This window comes from Lacisediminihabitans sp. FW035 (genome assembly GCF_054880895.1).
The window spans coordinates 3,363,122-3,387,105 of sequence record NZ_CM142187.1; the positions used below are offsets into that span (position 1 = coordinate 3,363,122).

Below are 23,984 nucleotides of genomic sequence, written 5' to 3' on the forward strand. Positions count from 1 at the left end.
CCCGAATGACGAAGGGCCCGTTCCGAGTGATTCGGAACGGGCCCTTCGAGGAAGCGTTGTCAGTGAGTGACGACCGCGAGCACGTCGCGAGCCGACAGCACGAGCAGGTCTTCCCCGCCGTACTTCACCTCGGTTCCGCCGTACTTGGAGTAGATGACCTTGTCGCCGACGGCGATGTCGAGGGGGATGCGGTTGCCGTTGTCGTCGATGCGACCCGGTCCCACAGCGACGACCTCGCCCTCCTGGGGCTTCTCCTTCGCGGTGTCCGGGATGACGAGTCCGGACGCAGTGGTCTGCTCGGCCTCGACCTGCTTGATGACAATGCGATCTTCGAGCGGCTTGATGGAGACTGCCACGGTTGACCTCTTTCTTGAAGTACTTCGAAATCTGGAGGGTTAGCACCCTCCAGAGGAGAGTGCCAGATGTAGCTTAGCCGCGCGTTAGCACTCCTGCAAGGTGAGTGCCAATCGACGGGTTGGTACGGTGGGGCGATGGAATCCTCCGAGCTCATCGAACTGCTGTCGTCAGACGGGCTGCGGCTGCTCGATTCGCTCCCCCCGTGGCAGTCGAGCGCGGATGTGCTGAAGACGGTGAACGACCTCCGTCGCGCCGGGCACTCCCCGGGCCTCGTCGCCGCAGTTCTGAGCCAGTCGAAGCTGCGGGCGAAGGCCGTGGCCAAATTCGGCCCGTTCGCCGAGCGGATGCTCTTCACCGAGGCCGGGCTCGAACAGGCGACCCGCCTCCGCGTCGCCGCCCTGCATGCCGGGCGCTTCCAGGCGGCCGGGCTCACCCGCGTCGCCGACCTCGGAAGCGGCATCGGCGGGGACGCCCTCGCCCTCGCGTCCCTCGACGTCGACGTGACGGCGGTCGAACTCGACGAGGTGACGGCCGCGATCGCCACCTACAACCTCGCGCTCTGGCCCAACGCCTCCGTCGTGCACGGCGACGTGACGACGTTCGACCTCGAGCGGTTCGACGGGGTCTTCCTCGATCCGGCACGGCGCACCGCGGGGCACCAGAACACCTCCCGCCTGACCGACCCGTCGGACTACTCGCCGACCCTGGACTTCGCCTTCGGCATCGCGGAGCGCCTGCCGACCGGCATCAAGCTCGGTCCCGGGATCGACCGCGACCTCATCCCCGCCGACGCGGAGGCGCAGTGGGTCTCGGTGGACCGCGACGTCGTCGAGCTGGGACTCTGGTTCGGCGTGCTCGCCCGCCTGGGCATCCGCCGGTCCGCTCTAGTGATCGGCGAACACGGCACCGCCGAGCTCTCCTCGGCAGAGGACAGCGCGGACGTGGGCACCGGCACGCTGGGCCGCTACCTCTACGAGCCGGATGGGGCGGTCATCCGTTCGCGCCTGATCGGCGATCTCGGCCGCCGCATCGGGGCGACCATGGTGAGCGACGGCATCGCCTACCTCACCTCGGACGGCGCCGTCGAGACGCCCTTCGCGGCCTGCTTCCGGGTGATCGAATCCTTCCCCCTCGACGAACGGCGCCTGAAGAGGGAATTCGCGACCCGCGGCATCGGGTCACTCGAGATCAAGAAGAGGGGGGTGGATGTCGACCCCGCGGCCTTCCGGAAGAAGCTCGCGCTGCACGGTCCCGCCTCGGCCACTCTCGTGCTCACCCGCGTCTCGGGGAGGCACACCGCGCTGCTGTGCGAGCGCGTCACCTTCCGCGGCTGACGAGCCGTCGCCGACGTGCGCCCGGAATGACGAAGGGCCCGTCTCCCGAAGGAGACGGACCCTGGCGGTCGCGAACTGAGCGACTAGTAGTTGTTCGAGTCGAAGGCGCCGTTGGCGCCACCGATGGCGAAGAGGGCGATCCAACCGATAAGGGCGATGACCGCGATGACCAGGCCGACGATCCCGGTGATGATCGCGGTTATCCAGAACCCCTTTGCCGGTACGCCTTCGCGCTTGCGACCGAGGATACCGAGCACAAGGGCGGCACCGGGGATGAAGAGCTGAAGCACCGATCCGATGATGGGGATGAAGACGATCCAGAAACCGAGAAGACCGACGATCCCGGCGATCATTCCGATGAGGCTGAGGGTCTTCTTAGGGGCGATGACACCCGCGGAAGCATAGGCGGGAGGGGCAGTCGTGTAACCGTCTCCGGCCGGAGGAGTCGGCGGCGCCACGGGGGGCGCGACAGGCGGAGTCACGGGCGAGGCTGGCGGCGGTACCGGCGGCACGGCGCCGTTGTCGGGGTCAGTCATGGTTGCTCCTTTGAGAACGTTGTCGGTGTCAGGCGATTCACAGCCTTTCACCGCCGTGGTGGCATGTCAAACAGGGCCACCGTAACAGCGGCTCTCGACTCACGCCTGGATGGTGGTGACGGGCAGGGTCGAGTCGGCTCCGAAGGACAACGCGGATGGCGGGTGGCCGGCCGCGATCAGTCGCGCCGCGATCGCCGCGATCATTGCTCCGTTGTCGGTGCAGAGGGCGAGCGGGGGGATCCGCAGCTCGATGCCTGCGGCCGCGCAGCGCTCGGCCGCGACCTCCCGGACCCTGGCGTTGGCCACGACACCGCCGCCGAGGAGCAACCGCGGTACCCCGAGGTCCTGGCAGGCCGCGACCGCCTTGGTGAGCAGCACGTCGGTGACCGCTTCGCGGAAGCTCGCCGCGACATCCGCCACCGGCACTTCTTCGCCCGAATCGCGCTTCTGCTCTACCCAGCGCGCCACCGCGGTCTTCAGCCCCGAGAAGGAGAAGTCGTAGCGATGCTTCTCCATGTCTTTGGGCTGGCTGAGTCCGCGGGGAAATCGGATGGCCTTCGGGTCGCCGTCCGCGGCGACCCGGTCGATCTGAGGGCCTCCGGGGTAGGGCAGCCCGAGTAGTCGGGCGACCTTGTCGAAAGCCTCCCCTGCGGCGTCGTCGATAGTCTCCCCGAGCAGTTCGACGTCGGCGATCAGGTCTCGCACGTGCAAGAGAGAGGTGTGCCCGCCCGAGACCAGCAGCGCGATGGTGGGCAGTTCGATGTCGGTGCCGTCGTCACGCAGCACGTCGGCACCGACGTGGCCGACGAGGTGGTTGATCGCATAGAGGGGCTTGTCCAGCGCTACGGCGAGCGCCTTAGCGGCGCCGACCCCCACCATGAGCGCACCGGAGAGACCTGGCCCACTTGTCACCGCGATCGCATCGAGCTCGGCGAGCGTCACCCCGGCCTCGGCAAGCGCCGCAGTGAGCGCCGGAGTGAGCGCCTCGAGGTGTGCGCGGGCCGCGATCTCGGGAACGACCCCGCCATAGCGGGCATGCTCGTCCATCGACGACGCGATCACATTCGCGAGGAGAGTCGTGCCTCGTACGATGCCGATCCCGGTCTCATCACAGCTCGTCTCGATCCCGAGCACGAGTGCGCCGCCGGTCACTGCCCGACCGCCGGTGACGTCACGGGTGCGGGCACGACGAGACGCATCACGATGGCATCGACGCCATCCGGTTGGTAGTACGCCACCCGGACCGCGATCTCCGCGAAACCGAGACTCTCGTACAACCGCTTCGGGCCGGGATTGTCGGCCCGAACCTCGAGGAACACCTCGGTCGCGCCGCGCTTGCGGGCCTCCCCGATGAGGGCGTTCATGAGCGCCCGCCCGAGCCCGCCACGCCGGGCGGACTCCGCGACGGCGATGGTCTGGATGTCGCCCGCGTGCGCCCCCTTCGGCGCGAACAGCCCGGCGTAGCCGTCGAGCTCGCCGGGGAATCCCACGCGGTCGGCGACGAGGTAGTAGCACTGCGGGTTGCGCAGGTCGCTGAGCATCGCGTCGCTCGACCAGGCATCGGTGCCGAAAGTGCCGGACTCGATCTCCATGATCCGCGCGAGGTCTTCAATCGTCGCGCGCCGCAACTGCCAGCTCACTCAGCTCACCCGCTTCGGACCGGCCGACACCGTGACATCCGGTGCCCGGAGGTAGAGGGCTTCCGGCCCGGCGAAGGCGCGCTTGTGAAGGAAAAGGCCTTCGGCGAGCAGGCCGGCGGACGCCGCGGACACCTCGGCCGCATCGACGCGGTGGTAGCCCGAATAGCCGTCGACGGCCGTGGACAGGTCGTCGGGGCGACAGAGACCCGGACCCTGCACGCGAATCGGGAGGCCTTCCGCATCGACCCCGGAATAGGCCGAGAAGTACACCTCGCGGCGGCGGGCATCGGTCACGACGAGGAGAGGGCCCTCGTTACCCGCGGCGAAATGACCCCAGGCGACGGCATCGTGGCTCACCACCCGCACCAGGGGGATGGATGCCCCGAAAGCGAACGCCTGCGCCGCGGCGATGCCCACCCGGAGTCCGGTGAACGGGCCAGGGCCCATCCCGGCCGTGACCCCGGACAGTTCGGCGATCGCGATGCCGGACCGCTCGATCGCGAACAGGATCGCCTCGCCGATCACCTCGGCATGGCGCCGGGTGTCGGACTCGTTCACTTCCGACAGGATGCCCCGGTCCCGGTCCACCACGGCGATGCTCGTGCCGGCGGAGGTATCGATCGCGAGCAGCATCAGTCCAGCCTAAGGTCCCGCCACCGGGCACCGTGGCCCGTGACCGTGACAGTGCGCGGTTCGACCGGCTCGTCGCCCTCCCGAATGTCGGGGCCGGCGCCAGTCGGCCGGCGGATGTCGATCTCGATCCAGTGTTCGGCGACGCCGTCGAGCATCCCAGCTGCCCATTCGACGACCACGATCGACGCCGCCCAGTCGATGTCGAGGTCGTCGAGCTCGGCCGCGCTGCCGAGACGATAGGCGTCCACGTGCACGAGGGGCGGGCCTCCGGCGGCACGCCGATGGGTGCGGGCGAGCACGAAGGTGGGGCTCGTCACCGATCCGCGCACACCGAGCTGGTCGCCGAGTCCGCGGGTGAGGGTGGTCTTGCCCGCGCCGAGCTCGCCGTTGAGCGCGACGAGGTCACCAGCACGCAACTCGAGGGCGAGACGCGCGCCGAGTTCTGCCATGTGTTCCGGGGTATCAATCTCGAGCTGCATAGGTCCACTCGATTCTTCCGCCGAGGCGGGTGACGATCTCGTAGTTGATCGTGTCGGCCGCCCTAGCCCACTCTTCCACCGCTGGCACGCCGGTGGCGGGGTCGCCGAACAGCACGGCGCGGTCGCCCACAGCGACCTCGTCATCACCCAGATCGACGACGAACTGGTCCATGGCCACGCGCCCGGCGATGCGATACCGCCGACCGTTGATCGAGACCGGCGCGCGTCCCGAGGCCTGACGCGGGATGCCGTCGGCGTAGCCGAGGGGCACGAGCGCGAGGGTCGACTCCGCATCGGTGCGATAGTCGTAGCCGTAGGAGACACCGCTGCCCGCTTTTACGCGTTTGACCGAGACGATCGCTGCGCTCAGCTCGAGGGCCGGGCGGAGTCCGAGGTCGGCGGAGGTCGCGTCGTCGAAGGGCGAGAGGCCGTAGGTGCCGATGCCGACCCGCACGAGACCGAATCGGGCCGACGGCACGCGCAGCGCGCCGGCGGTCGCCGCGAGATGGCGGAGTTCGGGGTCGAGCCCGGCAGCGACGGCATCCGCGATCGCCCGTTCGAAGGCCGCCACCTGGGCGAGGTCTTCCGCCTCCCCCGCGTTCGCGAGATGACTCCAGAGGCCGCGGACGCGCAGTCGCCCCGCGCGCTCGTGCGCCGAGGCCGCGGCGAAGAGCGCACTCCACTCGGGCTCAGCGGCACCGTTGCGACCGAGGCCGGTGTCCACCTTCAGCTGAACGGATGCGACGCCCACGGCATCCGCGACCCGGTCGAGCTGTTCCCGGTAGTGCACCCCGAGGTCGATGCCGGCGGCGATCGCTTCGTCGAATCCGGCTTCCGGGCCGTGGAGCCAGGCCAGGATCGGCGTGTCGATCCCGGCCGCGCGCAGCTCGAGCGCCTCCGCGATGTCCACGACGCCGAGCCAGTCCGTGCCAGCGGCGACAGCGGCGCGCGCGACGGGCACGGCGCCGTGACCGTAGGCGCGGGACTTGACCACGGTCATGAGCCGGGCGCCCCCGATGCCGGCACGCATCGTGCGGATGTTGTGCGCCACTGCCTCGAGATCGACGCGGGCCTCGCGAAGCGGCCGCGTCATCCCGGTCATCCGAGCCCCCCGGTGGCGGGCGAGTCCGGGCCCTCGGCGATCACGTAGGCGATGGCGACACCGGCATCGTGACTCATCGACAGGTGGATGGCGGTGATTCCGCGGGCGGCGACGATCGCCGCGAGAGCGTTGTAGACCTCGATCGACGGGTTGCGAAAGCCGTCGGACACGACCGCCATGTCGTGCCAGCGCACTCCGGTGGAATCGCCGATCGCCTTGATGACCGCCTCCTTCGCCGCAAACCGCGCGGCCATGGAACTGAGGGATCTTCTTGCCTCTCCGTCCCATTGTTCGCTCTCGGCGAACAAGCGTCGGAGAACCCCCGGGGTGCGTGAAGTCGCGCGCTCGAAACGGGCGAGATCGACGACATCCACGCCGATGCCGATGATCATGGAGTGCCCTTCGACCGCGCTTGTGCCCGCGCTACTCGACCGTGACTGACTTAGCGAGGTTGCGGGGCTGGTCTACGTCTAGGCCCTTCGCCGCGGCGAGTTCCATGGCGAAGATCTGCAGCGGAGCCACGGCAAGCAGCGGCTCGAACAGCGTGGAGGCGAGCGGAATACGGATCACGGTGTCGGCGTACGGGAGTACCGAGACATCCCCCTCCTCGGCGATGGCGAGGATGCGGGCACCGCGGGCGCGGATCTCCTGGATGTTGGAGACGACCTTGGGATGCAGGGAATCCTTCGCGCGCGGGCTCGGAACGATCACGAACACGGGCTGGCCGGGCTCGATCAGCGCGATCGGGCCGTGCTTGAGCTCACCAGCCGCGAATCCCTCTGCGTGGATGTAGGCGAGCTCCTTGAGCTTGAGGGCACCCTCGAGGGCCACCGGGTAGCCCGCATGCCTGCCGAGGAAGAGCACGGAGCGGGTGTCCGTCATCCAGCCCGCGAGTTGGGTGATGGCGTCGTGCTGCTCGAGCACCGTGGAGAGCTGATCGGGCAGCGCCTCGAGTTCGCCGAGGAGATCGGCGATCTCCACGGTGGAAAGCGTCTGGCGCACCCGGGCCACGTGCAGGCCGAACAGGTAGAGCGCGGCCACCTGCGCGACGAATGCCTTGGTGGATGCCACGGCGACCTCTGGTCCGGCGTGCGTGTAGATCACGGCGTCGGATTCCCGGGCGATGGTTGCGCCCTGCGTGTTGCAGATCGACAGGGTCTTTGCCCCGGCGGCGACGGCGTACTTGACGGCCATCAGGGTGTCCATCGTCTCGCCGGACTGGCTGATCGACACGACGAGGGTGCGAGCATCGATCACGGGGTCGCGGTAGCGGAACTCGTGGGAGAGCTCCACATCCACGGGGATCCGCGCCCACTTCTCGATCGCGTACTTGCCGAGCATGCCGGAGTAGTTTGCGGTTCCGCAGCCGAGGATCACGATGCGGTCGATATCACGAAGGGCCTGGTCTCCGAGGGCGTCGAGCTCGTGAAGTCGCACCGCCCCGTCGGCGATGCGGCCGAGCAGGGTCTTGGCCACCGCGTCGGGCTCCTCGCTGATCTCCTTGGCCATGAAGCTCGACCAGCCACCCTTCTCGGCCGCCGAGGCGTCCCAGGCGATCTCGAATTCCTCGGTCTCCACCGGGTTTCCGAGGAAGTCGGTGACGGTGACGCTGTCGGCGGTGATGGTCACGAGCTGGTCCTGGCCGATCGCCATGGCGCGACGCGTGTGCTCCACGAAAGCCGCGACATCCGAACCGAGGAAGTTCTCGCCGTCACCGAGACCGATCACCAGGGGAGAGTTGCGGCGCGCGCCGACGACGACCCCTGGCTGGTCCTTGTGCAGCACGAGGAGTGTGAACGCACCGTGCAGCCGGTCGACGACGTTGCGAAGGGCGAAGGCGAGGTCACCGGTCTTCTGGTATTCGAGACCCACGAGCAGCGCCGCGACCTCGGTGTCGGTCTCACTGGTGAAAACGGTGTTCGGGTGGGAAGCCACCAGCTCGGCCTTGAGTTCGGCGAAGTTCTCGATGATGCCATTGTGGATGAGCGCGAGCTTGCCGTCGTCGCCGAGATGCGGATGCGCATTCTGGTCGTTCGGACCGCCGTGGGTCGCCCAGCGGGTGTGCCCGATGCCGGTCGCGCCGTTCGCCAATTGAAGACCGTCGAGGTCGTCGATGAGCACCTGGAGCTTGCCGGCCCGCTTGCGCGTGTGCAGCTCACCCTCAGGGTCGATCACGGCGATGCCCGCCGAGTCGTAGCCGCGGTATTCGAGTCGGCGCAGGCCCCCCAGTAGTACTTCGATGCTCTGGTTGCTTCCGACGTATCCCACGATTCCACACATGGAAACCGATTTTACGGTACCGGGGCCGCGCATCCGCCCGGCCGCCGGCATCCGCGCTCTCCGGTAGCCTGAATTCCTATGTCCGATAAGGCCCATTCGACCGCGGCCCACTCGACGCCCGCCAACTCGACACCCTTCGTCGAGATCGACCGCGCCGACTGGGCGGCGCTCGCGCCGACCACCGAGTTACCCCTCTCCCCTACCGAGATCGTGGGACTGCGGGGCCTCGGCGACCGCCTGGACCTGAGCGAAGTGACGGATGTCTACCTCCCGCTCAGCAAGCTCATCAGCCTCTACGCCGTCGGAGCACGACAGCTCCATCGCGACACCAGTCGTTTTCTCGGTCGGGACTCACCCGCGACCCCCTTCGTGATCGGGGTGGCCGGATCCGTCGCCGTCGGCAAGTCGACGAGCGCCCGGCTCCTGAGGGAACTGCTGTCGCGCTGGGAGGACACCCCCCGGGTCGAGCTCGTGACCACCGACGGGTTCCTGCTGCCCAACGCCGAGCTCGAGCGGCGGGGCCTGATGGAGCGCAAAGGATTCCCCGAGTCCTACGACCGCCGCGCGCTCCTGCGCTTCGTCACGAAAGTGAAGAGCGGCGCAGAAGAGGTGCGCGCCCCGTTCTATTCGCACCTCAGCTACGACATCATCAGTGATGCCGAGATCGTGGTGCGGCGTCCCGACATCCTCATCGTCGAGGGTCTCAATGTGCTCCAACCGCCGTCGTCGGGCCACGGCCTGGCGATCAGCGACCTGTTCGACTTCACCGTTTATGTGGATGCCCGCACGGCCGACATCGCCCGCTGGTACGAGGAACGCTTCCTCAAGCTGCAACAGGGTGCCTTCACGAACCCGAAGTCCTATTTCCACCGGTTCGCGAGCCTCAGCCACGAGGAGGCCGTGGCCCGCGCAGCGGATATCTGGAAGCGCATCAACGAGCCGAACCTGCTTCAGAACGTGCTGCCCACGAGATCCCGCGCCGATCTCGTGCTGCGCAAGGGCACAGACCACGCCGTCAACAGCGTCTTGTTGCGAAAGCTCTAGCGGACCCCTGCGCCGCAACCGCGCGGTCTCCGGCGTGCGGCCAGCGGTGGTCGAACCGTCACTGGACGTCGTGACCGGCCGCTCAGGGAGCATCCACCGACGGATCGGCGGGCTATGCCGCGATTAGATGGTGCCGCGTTTCGGCCCCGCCCGCGCGGCGACCCGTCACCAACGGTCGCCTCATCCGCGCCAGGGAGCAGTTACCGACGGCCGGGCTGGCGGACGGACGCGGCCCGGCTGAGCGGGAGCGGCCCGGCTGAGCGGGAGCGGCCCGGCTGCGCGGGAGCGGCCCGGCTGCGCGGGAGCGGCCCGTCTGCGCGGGAGCGGCCCGTCGGCGGCCAGCGGTGATCGAACCGTCACTCGATGTCGTGACCGGCCCCGCACAGAACATCCATCGACGGATGGTCGGGCCGGGCGGAGCCCGTGCGATGAAGTCGTCCCGGGCGCTGGCCCCCGCCGCGGCGACCCGTCACGAACGGTCGCCTCATCCGCGCAAGAGAGCAGTTACCGACGGCCGGGCATGCTGGCGATACCCCACCCGGGTGGGCAACCGCGGCGCGGCCGGGCAGGCGCGGCGCGGCCGGGCAGGCGCGGCGCGGCCGGGCAGGCGCGCCCGCCCGTGGGACGGATGCCTCACTGAGGCAGCAGCGCCCTGAATCGTCAGCGAGCGAGTTGCTCCCGCACGACCTCGGCCAGGGACTCCGTGATCGCCTGCGCGGTCGGTTGGTCCTCTGCCTCGACCATCACGCGCACCATGGGCTCGGTTCCGGACTTGCGCAGCAGCACTCGTCCGGTCTCGCCGAGGCGCTCCTCGGCTGCGCGAACCGCATCCGCGATCACCGTATTCGTGGCCAGGCCGTGGTGATCCACGTCTCTCACATTGATCATGACCTGGGGGAAGACCGTCATCACGGAAGCGAGCTCCGCGAGCGACTTGCCGGTGCGGGCCATCTCCGCGAGCACGTGGAGCCCGGTGAGGATGCCGTCACCCGTCGTCGCGAATTCGCTCATGATCACATGGCCGGACTGCTCGCCGCCCAGGCTGAGCCCCTTCTCGGTGAGGGTCTCGAGCACGTAGCGGTCACCCACCGCGGTCTGCAGAAGGGTGATCCCGTGCTCGGCCATCGCGACCTTCAGCCCGAGGTTCGACATGACCGTCGCCACGAGGGTGTCATCGGTGAGGAGGCCACGCTCCTTCATGGAGACGGCGAGGATCGCCATGATCTGGTCACCGTCGACGACCCGGCCGAGATGGTCGACCGCGAGGCAGCGGTCGGCGTCGCCGTCATGGGCGATCCCTACGTCGGCGCCGTGCTCCAGCACCGCTGCGGCGAGCACGTCGAGGTGGGTGGATCCGACCCCGTCGTTGATGTTGTACCCGTCCGGCTCGGAACCGATGACCGTGACGGTCGCCCCGGCATCCGTGAAGACCTCCGGGGAGATGCCGGCGGCGGCCCCGTTTGCGCAGTCGAGCACCACATGGATGCCGTCGAGACGGGAGCCCAGCGTCGACAGGAGATGCACGACGTACCGGTCCTCGGCATCCGCGAACCGGCGGATGCGCCCGACCTCGACTCCGGTCGGGGCCAGCTTCTTCTCGCCGAGAGCGGCTTCGATGCGGTCCTCGACCTCATCCGGCAGCTTCGTGCCGCCTACCGCGAAGAATTTGATGCCGTTGTCGGGAGCCGCATTGTGCGATGCCGAGATCACCACGCCGAAATCGGCCTGGATGTCGGCGATCAGGAACGCGGCGGCCGGAGTCGGGATGATTCCGGCATCGAGCACGTCGACGCCGGAGCTCGCGAAGCCTGCCATGACCGCCGCCGCGATGAACTCACCGGAGACCCGGGGATCGCGTGCGACGACACCGACCGGCCGGCGCCCGGAAGCGCGGCGGCCGTCGGCGAAACGTCCCTTGCCCAGCACGACGGAGGCAGCCTGGGCAAGCCCGAGGGCAAGCTCCACCGTGATGACATCGTTTGCAAGGCCCCGAACTCCGTCGGTGCCGAAGAGGCGAGGCATAGAACCCGTTTAGAGCGGGCGCGTCAACGCTTGGAGAACTGGGGAGCCTTACGCGCCTTCTTGAGTCCGGCCTTCTTGCGCTCCTTGACGCGAGCGTCACGGCTCAGGAAGCCGGCCTTTTTGAGGGCCGCGCGGTTGTTCTCTTCGTCGATCTGGTTGAGCGAGCGCGAGATGCCGAGGCGAAGGGCGCCGGCCTGGCCGGAGGGGCCGCCGCCGGTGATGCGCGCGATCACGTCGTAGCTGCCGAGCAGGTCGAGCACCTTGAACGGGTCGTTGATGAGCTGCTGGTGCAGCTTGTTGGGGAAGTAGTTCTCCAGGGTGCGGCCGTTGACCGTGATGGTGCCGGAGCCGGGAGCGATGCGCACGCGGGCGATAGCCTGCTTGCGACGGCCGACGGCTGCGCCGGGAACGTTGAGAACGGCACGGGGGGCCTTGGTCTCGGCAGCCGGGGTGGTCTCGGTGGAGTAGCTCTCGAGAGCTGCCTCGTCGATGGAATCTTCGATCTTCGCCATGTCTTTACGAATCCTTAAGTTTTACTGGTGCGCGCTACTGCGCGACCTGGCCGAGGGTGTAGGTCTTGGGCTGCTGGGCAGCGTGGGGGTGCTCGGCGCCGGCGTAGACCTTGAGCTTGGTGAGCTGGGCACGACCGATCGAGTTCTTCGGCAGCATGCCGCGGACGGCCTTCTCGACGGCACGCGTCGGGTGCTTCTCGAGCATTTCGATGTAGGTCATCGAGCTGAGGCCGCCCGGGTAACCCGAGTGGCGGTAGGCCCGCTTCTGCGCGAGCTTCGCGCCAGTGAGGGCGACCTTCTCGGCGTTGATGATGATGACGAAGTCGCCCATGTCCATGTGCGGGGCAAATGTCGGCTTGTGCTTGCCGCGCAGCAGGACCGCCGCGTGGGTTGCCAGGCGTCCGAGGACGATGTCGGTCGCGTCGATGATGACCCAGTCACGCTGGACATCTTCGGGCTTGGGAGAGAAAGTGCGCGTCACAGTAGTACTGCTTTCTTGTGTCGAAATGAGGTGTTCGTGAATCCCACTCCGATGGATGTTCGCGAGACGATGTCGCCGCGAACGCTGCCGGTGGAGGGCTCAAGTTCGTGATGTCGCGCTCGATCAGCGCAGGCACCAAGGGTCAAGAATAGTCTGCCGACGGCGCTTCGGTCAAACCGCTGTTCGCCTGCACTCCCGAGGAGGCGGATGTGAGGCGCACGGGACGCCTGTTGCGCGTCGTGTGTGCCCGCGCTGCCATCTCGGCCTCCGGCGGGTACCCCACTTCCACGAGCGTGAGTCCCTTCGCCGGGAGCACCTTGAAATCGCTCGGCCGGTCGAGCTCATCACGCAATTCGACGAGCCGGTCGGACTCCAGCTTCGACTCTCCCACAGCGATCGTCGCGCCGACGAGGGATCGCACCATGCTGTGGCAAAAGGCGTCGGCCTGCACCTCGGCGGTCAGCACACCGTCGTCCGAGCGGGTCCAGTGGAAGACCTCGAGGCTCCGCACCGTCGTCGCGCCTTCCCGAGGCTTGCAGAACGCCGCCCAGTCATGGAGGCCGAGGAGGTCGTGGGCGGCCTGGTTCATGCGATCGAGGTCGAGCACGGCGGGGTACCATAGCGTGTGCCCACGCAGCAGCGGATTGCGCGGAGCGGAAGCATCCGCCACCCGGTACTGGTAGCGGCGCCAGGTGGCCGAGAACCGGGCGTCGAAGCCTTCGGGCGCGAAGGATCCGCGCGAGACGTAGATGTCCGCATTGAGGCCGGCGATCCCGTTGAGTCTGCGCCCGAGTGCTCGGGGGCCGTCGAAACGCGCGCCGGGCGCGAGCGGAGGGGTCTTGCCGCGCGGCCGGGAGAGCACTCCGAGCTGGGCTGCGGTGACGTCGAGGTGCGCGACCTGCCCGGTCGCGTGCACTCCGGCATCGGTTCGACCGGCGACCGTCAGCGGCTCGACCGGACCGTGCTTTCCGAAGATGATCGCGAGTGCCGATTCGAGCTCGCCCTGTACTGTCCGAAGCCCGGGTTGCGATGACCAGCCGAGGAAGTTTCCCCCGTCGTAGGAGAAATCGAGCCGGATACGGGTCTTGCCCGGCGCCGGTCCCGACACTTCCGGCGGACCGTGCAGGACGTTCGCGCCAGGGATATTCTCGACGTCCACACCGGAGAGTCTAGATCGATCGGACCCGGGTCGCGGGCATCCGCCGGAGTTGACCTGCCGCCCGGTCACGACGAAACTCGAGTGGTCTCACTATGACTCCCTCTTCCACCCTTCTCGATCCCCCGGCTCCGGCTCCGACCCGGATGTCGAACATCGCCGACCCGAAACCAGCGCGGCTGGCGGGGCTCGACGGCCTCCGCGCCATCGCGGTTATCGCGGTGATCCTCTACCACCTCGGTTCGGGAATCCTTCCCGGCGGATACCTCGGGGTCGATGTCTTCTTCGTGATCAGCGGCTACCTCATCACGGGACTGCTGGTGCGGGAGAAGGACGCGAGCGGACGCATCCGACTTTCCGGATTCTGGATGCGCCGGGCTCGCCGCCTGCTTCCGGCCCTCGGCCTCGTCGTGGTCGTGTCGGCCTCCGCGGCGCTCGTGATCGGCGGCAATCCGCTCGTACACCTGGGCCGCCAGGTGCTCGGTGCCGCGACGTTCAGCAGCAACTGGCTGTCGATCGCGGCCTCGCAGAGCTATTTCGACGAGACGAGCCCAGAGCTGTTCCGTAACCTCTGGTCGCTCAGCGTTGAGGAGCAGTTCTACCTGGCCTGGCCCCTCGTGATCCTTCTCGTGCTCGCCGTGCACTCCCGCCGGGCCCGACTCTCGATCGTGATCGCGATCGCGGTCTGCTCGGCGGTGGCGATGGCCATCCTCGCCACCGCGGGAGACCCCACCCGGGTCTACTACGGCAGCGACACCCACAGCTTCGGCCTCGCAATCGGGGCCGCCCTCGCCATCCTCTTCAGCGATTGGCCGATGCGCGGCGTTCCATTCGTCCGGCGCGTCCTTCCCTGGCTTTCCGCACTTTCGGTCGTTGCGATCGTCGTCCTCGCGGTCGTGCTGCCGGCGGATGCCCCGGTCACCTACCGCGGCGGACTCGTGCTGGTGGCAGTACTCACCGCAGTGGCGATCGCCGGCGCGGTGGACTCCCGGGTCGGCACGCTGCTCGACTGGGGTCCACTCCGCTGGATCGGGGTGCGCTCCTATGGCCTCTACCTGTGGCACTGGCCGGTGTGGGTTCTCGTGACCGCAGCCCTCCCCACGCTGGTGCGCACCGGTACCGGGTGGATGCCGGGTGCGATCGCCCTGATCATCACCGTCGTGCTCTCCGCGGCCTCGTTCCGCTTTGTCGAGGAGCCGATCCATCGATCCGGGCTGCGCACGACGCTGCGCCGATGGGTCGGATCGCGACCCCGCTCCCTGGCACGCGGCGCCGCCATCGCGGGGGGCGGTCTGCTCGTCGTCGCTCTCCTCGGCACCACCGGGGTCGCCATAGCCTCCGACCCGGGCACCACGGACGCGCAGGCCGTCATCGAGCATGGACGAGAGTCGGTCGTGCCGGCGCGGCCGGAACCCACCCCGACCACCGCCGCTCTTCCCCGCCTGCCGGGCGGCGACCAGATCGACGCGATCGGCGACTCCGTCATGCTCGCCTCCGCCCCCGAGTTGCAGGCGGGATTTCCTGGCATCCAGATCGACGCGGTCGTGTCACGGCAGCTCTCGTCTGCCCCGGCGATCGTGCAGGGCCTGCGCGACTCCGGCACACTGCGGCCCGTGCTGCTGATCGGGCTCGGCACCAATGGGCCGATCGATCGCCAGTCTCTCGAGCAGATCCGTTCGATCGCCGGTCCGCGGCACGAGATCGTGGTCGTGAACGTGCAGGCACCCCGGGGCTGGACCGACGGTGTCAACGACACCCTCACGCGTTTCGCGCAGCAGTACCGCTCGGTCGAGCTCGCCAACTGGCGGGATGCGATCTCCCCGCGCCTCGACCTCCTGGCGCGCGACCAGATCCATCCCGGGGCCGCCGGCGGCCAGATCTATGTGCGTGCCGTGACGGATGCCCTGCAGCGGCTCGCCGAGCTACCGCCCTCTCGCAGCCCCAACGACTTCGGTCTCGCCGGCACGCCGCTCTAGCGAGCGGTCGCCGTTGGGAGCACTATCGGGGTATGCGCCCCGACCCCGCCGATCCCGTCTCTCCGATGCTCGCGAAGTCCATCGAGGGCATTCCGGAGCCGACAACGGTCACCGGCGGATTGTCGTACGAGCCGAAGTGGGACGGCTTTCGGGCCATCGTGTACTTCGACGGCACGGAGGTCACCATCGGCAGTCGCGGTTCCAAGCCGCTCACCCGCTATTTCCCCGAGCTCGTCACGGCCCTGGCTTCCCAGTTGTCCCAGCCCTGTGTGCTCGACGGCGAGATCGTGCTGCGATCGGCGGTAGACGGCGGCGAGCGCCTGGACTGGGATGCGCTGTCGCAGCGCATCCATCCGGCCGCCTCCCGTGTCGCGGCCCTCGCCGTCGCGACCCCGGCCTCGTTCGTGGCCTTCGACCTGCTCGGCATCGGCGACCAATCCCTGGTCGACACTCCATTCGAAGCCCGACGGACGAGCCTCGAGGCGCTACTCGCGGGATGCGAAGCGCCGCTGCACGTGACCCGCACCACCCGGGATGTCGAGACCGCTCGCCGCTGGCTGGTCGAATTCGAGGGCGCCGGGCTCGACGGCGTGGTGTCCAAACCGCTGGCGGCGGTCTATTCGCCCGGGAAGCGGGTGATGTTCAAGACCAAGCACAAGCGCACCGCCGACGTGGTCCTGATGGGCTATCGCGTGCACAAGAGCGGCAGCGGTGTGGGATCGCTCTTGCTCGGGCTCTATGACGGCCGCGACGAGCTGCTCAGCGTCGGCGGGGCATCCGCGTTCTCGAATGAGACGCGTCTCGCGCTCGTCGACGAGCTCGCGCCGCTGGTGCTCAGGGACGAGCATGGCGAGATCGTCTCCGCGTCGGGAGAGCGCAGCCGGTTCTCGGGTAGCCGCGACACCTCGTTCGTGCCGCTCGATCCGATCCGGGTCCTCGAAGTGCGGTACGACCAGATGGAGGGTTCACGTTTCCGCCACACCGTGCAGTTCGACCGGTGGCGACCGGACCGCGATGCACGATCGTGCACCTTCGACCAGCTCGAACGCCCGATTGCCTACGACCTCGCGGAGGTTCTCGACTAACCGGCCGACTACTCCGGATGCTTCGCCCGGCTCGGCTGCACGCGCGGGGGCTCCCCTGGCATCTTGGGGAAGTCGGGAGGGAAGGGCAGCTCGCCGAGTCCGTCCGCCACATCCCGCTCCCACCAGCCGAAGAGCGCGTCGATAGTTCCGGGGTTCTCCCCCATCCGCTTCCAGGGGTCTCCGGTAGTCGCCAGTCGGGCCGGCACGGTCAGCACGGTCAGCGAGCGCGGGTCGATTGTCTCGAGTTCGCTCCACTCGATCGGGCAGGAGACCGGGGCGTGGGCGAGCGCCCGCGGACTGTAGGCGCCGGCCATGGTGCGATCCCGATTGGCCTGGTTGAAGTCGACGAAGATCCGCTCGCCGCGCTCCTCCTTCCACCAGGCCGTCGTGACCTTCGTCGGCATCCGGCGCTCGAGCTCCCGGGCGGCGGCGATCACCGCATGCCGCACGTCGAGGAACTCGCGTTTCGGCTCGATCGGCGCGAAGACGTGCAGGCCGCGGTTGCCGGAGGTCTTCACGAAAGCCTCGAGCCCCGCCTCGGCCAGCACCGCCCGCAGTTCGATGGCGGCGGGGATGGCGTCGTCGAAGTCCGTGCCAGGCTGCGGGTCGAGATCGATGCGCAACTGGTCGGGATCGTCGGTGTCCTCCGCCCGCGACGGCCAGGGGTGGAAGACTATGGTGTTCATCTGCACCGCCCAGACCGCCGCGGCGGGCTCGTCGATCACCAGTTGCGGATGCGACCGGCCGCTCGGATACACGACCGGAACCGCTCGTACGAAGTCCGGCGCCCCCTTCGGCGGGTTCTTCGAGAAGAACTGCTCCCCGTCGATCCCCTCCGCGAAGCGCTGGAGCGACACCGGGCGATCGCCGTTGGCCCTGACGAAAGCGTCGCCGACCTCCACCATGTACCGGGCGAGGTCCAGCTTGGTGATGCCGGAGTCGGGCCAGAGCACGCGAGAGGGGCTCGAGACCCGCATCTGGCGCGCGCCGTGGGGTCCGGGTACATCGAGGGTTACCGCATCGCTAGCCATGGTGCAACGCTACTCGGGCAAGGTTCGACCTGCGCGGGGCGTTAACGAGCGATGGCCCCGCCGAAAGGCGGGGCCATCGTCAGAGAGTGACTACTTGGCGTCTGCTTCGGCGGCAGGCGCCTCGGCGGCGGGCTCCTCGGCAGTTACCTCAGCGGTCTCTGCATCTACAGCCTCGACCTCGGCCTCCGACTCGACGACCTCGGCCGCGGGGGCCTCGACCGGAGCCTCGGCGACGGGAGCCTCGGCCTTTGCAGACTTCTTGGCCGACTTCGGCTTCGGGGTCACGGGCTCGAGGACGAGCTCGATCTGCACCATGGAGGCGTTGTCGCCCTTGCGGAAACCGAGCTTGGTGATGCGGGTGTAGCCGCCCTCACGGAACTCGACGAGCGGCGCGATCTCAGTGAAGAGCTCGTGCACAACGGTCTTGTCGCCGATCGTCGCGAGGACGCGGCGACGTGCGTGAAGGTCTCCACGCTTTGCGAACGTAATGAGCCTCTCGACGAGAGGACGCATGCGCTTGGCCTTCGTCTCGGTCGTCTTGATGCTCTTGTGGGTGAACAGGGCAGCCGCGAGGTTCGCAAGCATGAGGCGCTCGTGCGCCGGTCCACCGCCGAGGCGGGGTCCCTTAGTTGGTGCAGCCATTAGTCATTTCTCCAGGTGTGAAAGGCCAGGTGTAACAGTGATGTGCCGAGGGCCTAGTTGGCTTCTTCGACGTCGTCGTAGCCGCTGTAGAAGTGCGCGCCATCGAAGCCGGGCACGGTGTCCTTGAGGCTGAGGCCGAGCTCCACGAGCTTGTCCTTGACCTCGTCCACCGACTTCTGTCCGAAGTTGCGGATGTTCATGAGCTGCGTCTCCGAGAGGGCGACCAGTTCGCTGACGGTGTTGATGCCCTCACGCTTGAGGCAGTTGTAGCTGCGCACAGACAGGTCGAGGTCCTCGATCGGCATGCTGAGCTCGCTCGAGAGAACGGCGTCGACCGGAGCCGGTCCGATCTCGATGCCCTCGGCGGCCGAGTTGAGCTCGCGTGCCAGGCCGAAGAGCTCGGTCAGCGTGCGACCGGCCGAAGCGATGGCGTCGCGAGGGGTGATCGCGTTCTTGGTCTCGACATCCACCACGAGGCGGTCGAAGTCGGTGCGCTCACCGGCACGAGTCGCCTCGACGCGGTAGGTGACCTTGAGTACTGGCGAGTAGATCGAGTCGATCGGGATCTGGCCGGCTTCGCTGAACTCACTGCGGTTCTGCGTCGCGGACACGTAGCCACGGCCACGCTCGATGGTCAGCTCGAGCTCGAACTTCGCCTTGTCGTTGAGCGTCGCGATCACGAGCTCCGGGTTGTGGATCTCCACGCCGGCGGGAGCCGAGATGTCGGCGGCCGTGACCTGGCCGGCACCCTGCTTGCGCAGGTAGGCGGTGATCGGCTCGTCGTGCTCGCTCGAGACGACGAGTCCCTTGATGTTCAGGATGATCTCGGTGACGTCTTCCTTCACGCCTGCGATCGTCGAGAACTCGTGGAGCACTCCGTCGATGCGGATGCTCGTGACGGCAGCTCCCGGAATCGAAGAGAGGAGGGTGCGGCGGAGCGAGTTGCCGAGGGTGTAACCGAAGCCGGGTTCAAGCGGCTCGATGATGAACCGCGAACGGAACTCGGAGATGTTCTCTTCGGTAAGAGTTGGACGCTGTGCAATAAGCACTGGTGATTCCTTTCGGCGAAGTGTCCGCTATTTGACACTTGTGCGTACGACGGGGTGGCTGGCCCATCGTTCTATTGAGTTGTGTTCGTGGTGAAACCTGTGCTGGTCGAGCAGGCCGCTCGCGGCCGTGTCGAGACCCCCGTCACGCGGTGGTGGCTGGTGTCTCGACACGCTCGCTGAAAGCGCTGTTCTTCTCGACTAGACGCGACGGCGCTTGGGCGGACGGCATCCGTTGTGCGCCTGGGGGGTGACGTCGTTGATCGAACCGACCTCGAGGCCAGCGGCCTGGAGGGAGCGGATCGCGGTCTCGCGGCCGGATCCCGGTCCCTTGACGAAGACGTCGACCTTCTTCACGCCATGCTCTTGGGCCTGGCGAGCGGCGGACTCGGCGGAGAGCTGCGCGGCGAACGGGGTGGACTTGCGCGATCCCTTGAAGCCGACGGTTCCCGACGACGCCCAGCTCAGCACGGCCCCGGTCGGGTCGGTGATGGTGACGATGGTGTTGTTGAACGTCGACTTGATGTGGGCCTGGCCGACGGCGATGTTCTTCTTCTCTTTACGACGCGGCTTACGAGCGGCCGATTTTGGTGCTGCCATTGTTTTCTCCTAAAAACTTGTATGGCGATGCGAGCAGTGCTCGCTATCGGGCCTTCTTCTTGCCGGCGACGGTGCGCTTCGGGCCCTTGCGGGTACGAGCGTTGGTCTTGGTGCGCTGTCCGTGGACCGGGAGTCCACGACGGTGACGGATGCCCTGGTAGCTTCCGATCTCGACCTTGCGACGGATGTCGGCGGCCACCTCGCGGCGAAGGTCACCCTCCACCTTGAAGTTTCCCTCGACGTAGTCGCGGAGCGCGATGAGCTGGTCATCGGTGAGATCCTTGACGCGGATCTCGCCGCTGATTTCGGTGTCGGCGAGGGTCTTGAGGGCCCTCGTGCGGCCGACGCCGTAGATGTAGGTCAATGCGACCTCGACGCGCTTATCGCGCGGGATGTCGACTCCTGCTAGACGAGCCATAGTGGCTTCTCCTGGTTGTGAGTGGAGGTCTGTAGCAGCACCTGTGCACGGGCCTCCGACCCGTGGTGTCCCCCACCTGCGTGGGATCTGGTGTTGCTATTTATCGCCGTCGGCCGGGCGGACCCGGCCGACGGCAAGTCAGTTCTCTTAGCCCTGGCGCTGCTTGTGGCGCGGGTTGTTCTTGCAGATGACCATGACGTTGCCGTTGCGGCGGATGACGCGGCAGTGCTCGCACATGGGCTTGACGCTGGGGGCGACCTTCATTGTTTCTTCTTCTTTCGCTGTCTTCGTACTGATTCGGCGACACGCCGAATCAGCCGTTACTTTCCAGCAATCACGTGCCGGGCGGCACTACTTGTAGCGGTAGACGATCCGGCCGCGGGTCAGGTCATACGGGCTCAGCTCTACGATCACGCGGTCCTCAGGGAGGATACGGATGTAGTGCTGGCGCATCTTCCCCGAAATATGGGCGAGGACCTTGTGGCCGTTGGTCAACTCAACGCGGAACATTGCGTTGGGCAGCGCTTCGACTACTGCACCCTCGATTTCGATGACACCGTCTTTTTTGGCCATAGCCTCTTCGTCGCTAAAAGTATTGTTTGCTGGTCGTGCGGATGGACTGTACTTAATGGGGTTGTGGTGATCTGGGCGTGATTAAACAGGCAGCAGACACCAAAGATCGATCTTATGCCAATCCCGGGCGTTTTGCCAACTTGTGCCTATACTCCGCCTCCGCCCACCGCGAACGCCCGCGCCGGACGTGGAGCGAGCGCCCCCGCTGGTCGACCAGCGGGGTCGCCGATCAGGGGATTGGGACGGGCACCACACCGAGCGGAGCGAGAGCCGCAGCTCCCCCATCCTCGGCCGTCAGCACCCAGATGCCGCCCGCGTGCACGGCGACGGAATGCTCCCAGTGTGCCGCCATTCTGCCGTCAAGCGTCGCGACGGTCCACTCGTCCTCCCGCGTGAACGTATCGATTCCTCCGAGTGTGACCATCGGCTCGATCGCGACGACCAGCCCCGGCTTCACCTGCGGGCCGCGATCGCGCACGCGGTAGTTGAAAACCGGGGGTTCCTCATGCATCGAGCGGCCGATCCCGTGGCCGACATAGTCCTCGAGGATGCCGTAGCTCCCCTGCGAGTCGATGTACGCCTCGATGTCAGCGCCGATGTGGTTGAGATGGGTGGCGGAGGCGAGGGCTGCGATCCCGTGCCAGAGCGACTGCTCCGTGACGTCCGCGAGCTTCTGCCGCTCCGCGACCACGCCCGGCCGGGAGGAATCCGGAACTACGACGGTGATCGCGGCGTCGCCGTTCCACCCGCCGATTTCGGCCCCGCTGTCGATCGAGACGATGTCGCCGGGCTCGAGTACGCGCGCGCCGGGGATTCCGTGCACCACGTCGTCGTTCACCGAGGCGCAGATCGTGTGGTGGTAGCCCGGCTCCTTCATGAAGTTAGGCACCCCACCCAGGCCGCGGATCGTCGACTCGGCGATGGCATCCAGCTCGCCGGTCGTGATTCCCGCCCGGATCGCCGCGCGGACGGCGGCGAGGGATGCCGCGGTTGCACGACCCGGCGCGACCATGAGACGCAACTCCGCCGGCGACTTGTAGATGTTCTTGCGGAAGCTCACTTCGCTGCGGGCACGATTCCGCGAGCGACGAGGGACTCGGAGATGCGGGAACTCACATCATCGATCTCGCCGAGACCGTCGACCTCGATGAGCAGCCCACGATCACGGTAGACCGCGATCAACGGCGTGGTCTCTCGACCATAAAGGTGCTGGCGATGACGGATCGCCTCTTCGGTGTCGTCGGTGCGACCCTGCTCGATCGCCCGCTTTCGCAGCCGGGTGACCACTTCTTCCTGGTCGGCGACGAGCTGGATCACGGCGTCGAGGGACTGGCCCTTCGTCGCGAGCAGGTCGTCGAGGTAGGAGACCTGCTCGAGGGTGCGGGGATAGCCGTCGAGCAGGAAGCCGTCGAGGGCATCCTCCTCTTCGAGGCGACTCTTGACGAGCGCGTTGGTGAGCGAATCGGGAACGTAGTCGCCCGCATCCACGATCGCCTTGACCTCGACACCGAGGGGAGTCTGATCCTTGATGTTCTTGCGGAAGATGTCGCCGGTCGCGATCGCGGGAATCGAGTAGGTCTCGAGCAGACGAGCGGACTGCGTGCCTTTGCCGGCCCCGGGGGGACCGACGATCAGCAGGCGGGTCAACGGAGCAGACCCTCGTAGTGGCGCTGCTGCAGCTGCGAATCGATCTGCTTCACGGTCTCGAGTCCGACGCCGACGATGATCAGGATGCTGGCGCCACCGAACGGGAAGTTCTGGTTGGCACCGAACAGCCCGAGTGCGATGAGCGGCACGAGCGCGATCAAGCCGAGGTAGATCGATCCCGGCAGGGTCACTCGCGTCAGGACGTAGTCGAGGTATTCGGCCGTCGGTCGACCGGCACGGATACCGGGGATGAACCCGCCGTACTTCTTCATGTTGTCGGCGACTTCCTCCGGGTTGAAGGTGATCGCGACGTAGAAGTAGGTGAAGCCGACGATGAGCAGGAAGTACAGCACCATGTACAGCGGGTTGTCACCGGTGCGCAGGTTGTCGGTGATCCAGGTCACCCAGGGCGCCGGGGCCTTGCCAGCGGCGGGCTGGTTGAACTGGGCGATCAGGGCCGGCAGGTAGAGCAGCGAGGAAGCGAAGATGACGGGCACGACGCCGGCCATGTTCACCTTGATCGGGATGTAGGTGTTGTTACCGCCGTACGTGCGTCGGCCGACCATCCGCTTGGCGTATTGCACGGGGATACGTCTCTGCGATTGTTCGACGTAGACCACAAGCGCCATGATCACGATGCCCATGAGGATGACGAGAAGGAAGGTCTCGAAGCCCTTGGACTCCTTGATCGCCCAGAGCGAGCCGGGGAAGCGGGCGGCGATGGAGGTGAAGATGAGGATCGACATGCCGTTGCCGATGCCGCGCTCGGTGATGAGCTCGCCCATCCACATGATGAGACCGGTGCCGGCTGTCATCGTGATGACCATCAGCAGGATCGCGTACCAGGCCGAGTTCGTGATGAGCGCCGAACATTCGGGCGTTCCGGTCGAGGTGGGGAAGAGCGCGCCGCTGCGAGCGACCGTGATCAGGGTCGTGGACTGCAGCACACCGAGCGCGATGGTGAGGTAGCGCGTGTACTGAGTCAGACGAGCCTGGCCCGACTGGCCCTCTTTGTAGAGGGTGTCGAAGTGTGGGATGACCACGCGCAGCAGCTGCACGATGATCGACGCCGTGATGTACGGCATGATGCCGAGCGCGAAGATCGACAGCTGGAGCAGAGCTCCACCGCTGAAGAGGTTGACCAGCTCGTAGAGGCCGGAGGTGCCGGCATTCGCCTTGAGGCAGATCTGTACGTTGCCGAAATCGACGAACGGCGAGGGGATGAACGACCCGAGGCGGAAGAGCGCAATCAGGGCGAGCGTAAAACCGATCTTCTTGCGAAGATCGGGGGTGCGGAAGATCCGCGCTACGGCTCTGAACAACGAGGCCTCCTGGTGAGAACGGTCGGGCGAAGCAGGTGGCCCTTTCGGGCCACCTTGACGATGCGTAG

General features: G+C 67.2%; 27 protein-coding genes. 4 read left to right on the forward strand and 23 right to left on the reverse strand.

Going from position 1 to position 23,984, the window contains the following annotated elements:
• Positions 1-59 precede the first annotated feature (59 nt).
• A complete protein-coding gene (gene groES / locus ACVXZ4_RS16055; RefSeq protein ID WP_185201682.1) occupies positions 60-356 on the reverse strand; it encodes a co-chaperone GroES in 297 nt (98 codons plus the stop codon).
• 135 nt (positions 357-491) lie between these two features.
• On the opposite strand from groES, the gene ACVXZ4_RS16060 reads away from it, so the two are divergent.
• A complete protein-coding gene (locus ACVXZ4_RS16060) occupies positions 492-1,691 on the forward strand; it encodes a THUMP-like domain-containing protein (protein ID WP_461795803.1) in 1,200 nt (399 codons plus the stop codon).
• 83 nt (positions 1,692-1,774) lie between these two features.
• Here ACVXZ4_RS16060 and ACVXZ4_RS16065 read toward each other — a convergent pair whose 3' ends face one another.
• The 8 genes from ACVXZ4_RS16065 to glmS all read right to left on the reverse strand — a co-directional run bounded on the left by ACVXZ4_RS16065 (position 1,775) and on the right by glmS (position 8,361).
• Positions 1,775-2,227: a hypothetical protein gene (locus tag ACVXZ4_RS16065; protein WP_461795804.1), complete on the reverse strand. Its 453-nt coding sequence runs from the start codon at positions 2,225-2,227 to the stop codon at positions 1,775-1,777.
• 99 nt (positions 2,228-2,326) lie between these two features.
• Positions 2,327-3,379 carry a tRNA (adenosine(37)-N6)-threonylcarbamoyltransferase complex transferase subunit TsaD gene (gene tsaD, locus ACVXZ4_RS16070; RefSeq protein WP_461795805.1) on the reverse strand — a complete coding sequence of 351 codons (1,053 nt, stop codon included), beginning with the start codon at positions 3,377-3,379 and terminating at the stop codon, positions 2,327-2,329.
• Positions 3,376-3,867 carry a ribosomal protein S18-alanine N-acetyltransferase gene (rimI, locus tag ACVXZ4_RS16075; RefSeq protein WP_461795806.1) on the reverse strand — a complete coding sequence of 164 codons (492 nt, stop codon included), beginning with the start codon at positions 3,865-3,867 and terminating at the stop codon, positions 3,376-3,378. The genes tsaD and rimI overlap by 4 nt, the downstream gene beginning before the upstream one ends.
• Positions 3,868-4,500, reverse strand: a complete 633-nt coding sequence (gene tsaB / locus ACVXZ4_RS16080; protein ID WP_461795807.1) for a tRNA (adenosine(37)-N6)-threonylcarbamoyltransferase complex dimerization subunit type 1 TsaB — start codon at positions 4,498-4,500, stop codon at positions 3,868-3,870.
• Positions 4,500-4,949 carry a tRNA (adenosine(37)-N6)-threonylcarbamoyltransferase complex ATPase subunit type 1 TsaE gene (gene tsaE / locus ACVXZ4_RS16085; RefSeq protein WP_461795808.1) on the reverse strand — a complete coding sequence of 150 codons (450 nt, stop codon included), beginning with the start codon at positions 4,947-4,949 and terminating at the stop codon, positions 4,500-4,502. The genes tsaB and tsaE overlap by 1 nt, the downstream gene beginning before the upstream one ends.
• A gap of 13 nt (positions 4,950-4,962) precedes the next feature.
• Positions 4,963-6,081, reverse strand: a complete 1,119-nt coding sequence (alr, locus tag ACVXZ4_RS16090) for an alanine racemase (RefSeq protein ID WP_461795809.1) — start codon at positions 6,079-6,081, stop codon at positions 4,963-4,965.
• Entirely contained in the window at positions 6,078-6,473 is a 396-nt protein-coding gene (locus ACVXZ4_RS16095; protein ID WP_461795810.1) for a holo-ACP synthase, read from the reverse strand. Before ACVXZ4_RS16095 ends, alr begins: the two co-directional genes overlap by 4 nt.
• A gap of 31 nt (positions 6,474-6,504) precedes the next feature.
• Complete coding sequence (gene glmS / locus ACVXZ4_RS16100) at positions 6,505-8,361, reverse strand: glutamine--fructose-6-phosphate transaminase (isomerizing) (RefSeq protein WP_461795811.1); 1,857 nt, start codon at positions 8,359-8,361, stop codon at positions 6,505-6,507.
• A gap of 78 nt (positions 8,362-8,439) precedes the next feature.
• On the opposite strand from glmS, the gene coaA reads away from it, so the two are divergent.
• Complete coding sequence (gene coaA / locus ACVXZ4_RS16105) at positions 8,440-9,405, forward strand: type I pantothenate kinase (protein ID WP_461795812.1); 966 nt, start codon at positions 8,440-8,442, stop codon at positions 9,403-9,405.
• A gap of 660 nt (positions 9,406-10,065) precedes the next feature.
• Here coaA and glmM read toward each other — a convergent pair.
• The 4 genes from glmM to ACVXZ4_RS16125 all read right to left on the reverse strand — a co-directional run bounded on the left by glmM (position 10,066) and on the right by ACVXZ4_RS16125 (position 13,528).
• Positions 10,066-11,427, reverse strand: coding sequence for a phosphoglucosamine mutase (gene glmM / locus ACVXZ4_RS16110; protein ID WP_461795813.1), 1,362 nt, complete (start codon positions 11,425-11,427; stop codon positions 10,066-10,068).
• 23 nt (positions 11,428-11,450) lie between these two features.
• Positions 11,451-11,939 (reverse strand): 30S ribosomal protein S9, encoded by a 489-nt coding sequence (gene rpsI / locus ACVXZ4_RS16115; RefSeq protein ID WP_461795814.1) that lies wholly within the window; start codon positions 11,937-11,939, stop codon positions 11,451-11,453.
• Between the two features lie 34 nt (positions 11,940-11,973).
• Positions 11,974-12,420 carry a 50S ribosomal protein L13 gene (rplM, locus tag ACVXZ4_RS16120; protein ID WP_461795815.1) on the reverse strand — a complete coding sequence of 149 codons (447 nt, stop codon included), beginning with the start codon at positions 12,418-12,420 and terminating at the stop codon, positions 11,974-11,976.
• 142 nt (positions 12,421-12,562) lie between these two features.
• Positions 12,563-13,528 carry a tRNA pseudouridine synthase A gene (locus tag ACVXZ4_RS16125; RefSeq protein WP_461798013.1) on the reverse strand — a complete coding sequence of 322 codons (966 nt, stop codon included), beginning with the start codon at positions 13,526-13,528 and terminating at the stop codon, positions 12,563-12,565.
• Between the two features lie 143 nt (positions 13,529-13,671).
• Here ACVXZ4_RS16125 and ACVXZ4_RS16130 point away from each other — a divergent pair, with 143 nt between their 5' ends.
• Positions 13,672-15,552, forward strand: coding sequence for an acyltransferase family protein (locus ACVXZ4_RS16130; RefSeq protein ID WP_461795816.1), 1,881 nt, complete (start codon positions 13,672-13,674; stop codon positions 15,550-15,552).
• Positions 15,553-15,584: 32 nt separating this feature from the next.
• Positions 15,585-16,637 (forward strand): ATP-dependent DNA ligase, encoded by a 1,053-nt coding sequence (locus tag ACVXZ4_RS16135; protein ID WP_461795817.1) that lies wholly within the window; start codon positions 15,585-15,587, stop codon positions 16,635-16,637.
• Between the two features lie 8 nt (positions 16,638-16,645).
• Here the strand turns inward: ACVXZ4_RS16135 and ligD are convergent, their stop codons facing one another.
• The 10 genes from ligD to secY all read right to left on the reverse strand — a co-directional run bounded on the left by ligD (position 16,646) and on the right by secY (position 23,916).
• The gene (gene ligD / locus ACVXZ4_RS16140; protein WP_461795818.1) at positions 16,646-17,668 is read right to left on the reverse strand and encodes a non-homologous end-joining DNA ligase; all 1,023 of its coding nucleotides are present in this window, start codon (positions 17,666-17,668) and stop codon (positions 16,646-16,648) included.
• Between the two features lie 90 nt (positions 17,669-17,758).
• Complete coding sequence (gene rplQ / locus ACVXZ4_RS16145; protein WP_461795819.1) at positions 17,759-18,310, reverse strand: 50S ribosomal protein L17; 552 nt, start codon at positions 18,308-18,310, stop codon at positions 17,759-17,761.
• Positions 18,311-18,363: 53 nt separating this feature from the next.
• Positions 18,364-19,359, reverse strand: coding sequence for a DNA-directed RNA polymerase subunit alpha (locus ACVXZ4_RS16150; RefSeq protein ID WP_354574440.1), 996 nt, complete (start codon positions 19,357-19,359; stop codon positions 18,364-18,366).
• A 198-nt stretch (positions 19,360-19,557) separates the two neighbouring features.
• A complete protein-coding gene (gene rpsK, locus ACVXZ4_RS16155; protein WP_327056367.1) occupies positions 19,558-19,956 on the reverse strand; it encodes a 30S ribosomal protein S11 in 399 nt (132 codons plus the stop codon).
• 43 nt (positions 19,957-19,999) lie between these two features.
• Positions 20,000-20,374 carry a 30S ribosomal protein S13 gene (gene rpsM, locus ACVXZ4_RS16160; protein ID WP_185201698.1) on the reverse strand — a complete coding sequence of 125 codons (375 nt, stop codon included), beginning with the start codon at positions 20,372-20,374 and terminating at the stop codon, positions 20,000-20,002.
• 147 nt (positions 20,375-20,521) lie between these two features.
• Entirely contained in the window at positions 20,522-20,638 is a 117-nt protein-coding gene (gene rpmJ / locus ACVXZ4_RS16165; protein WP_185201699.1) for a 50S ribosomal protein L36, read from the reverse strand.
• An 87-nt stretch (positions 20,639-20,725) separates the two neighbouring features.
• Entirely contained in the window at positions 20,726-20,947 is a 222-nt protein-coding gene (gene infA, locus ACVXZ4_RS16170) for a translation initiation factor IF-1 (protein WP_022883252.1), read from the reverse strand.
• Positions 20,948-21,176: 229 nt separating this feature from the next.
• A complete protein-coding gene (map, locus tag ACVXZ4_RS16175; RefSeq protein WP_461798014.1) occupies positions 21,177-21,959 on the reverse strand; it encodes a type I methionyl aminopeptidase in 783 nt (260 codons plus the stop codon).
• A 44-nt stretch (positions 21,960-22,003) separates the two neighbouring features.
• Positions 22,004-22,594 carry an adenylate kinase gene (locus ACVXZ4_RS16180; RefSeq protein ID WP_461795820.1) on the reverse strand — a complete coding sequence of 197 codons (591 nt, stop codon included), beginning with the start codon at positions 22,592-22,594 and terminating at the stop codon, positions 22,004-22,006.
• Entirely contained in the window at positions 22,591-23,916 is a 1,326-nt protein-coding gene (gene secY, locus ACVXZ4_RS16185; RefSeq protein ID WP_461795821.1) for a preprotein translocase subunit SecY, read from the reverse strand. Before secY ends, ACVXZ4_RS16180 begins: the two co-directional genes overlap by 4 nt.
• Positions 23,917-23,984 lie beyond the last annotated feature (68 nt).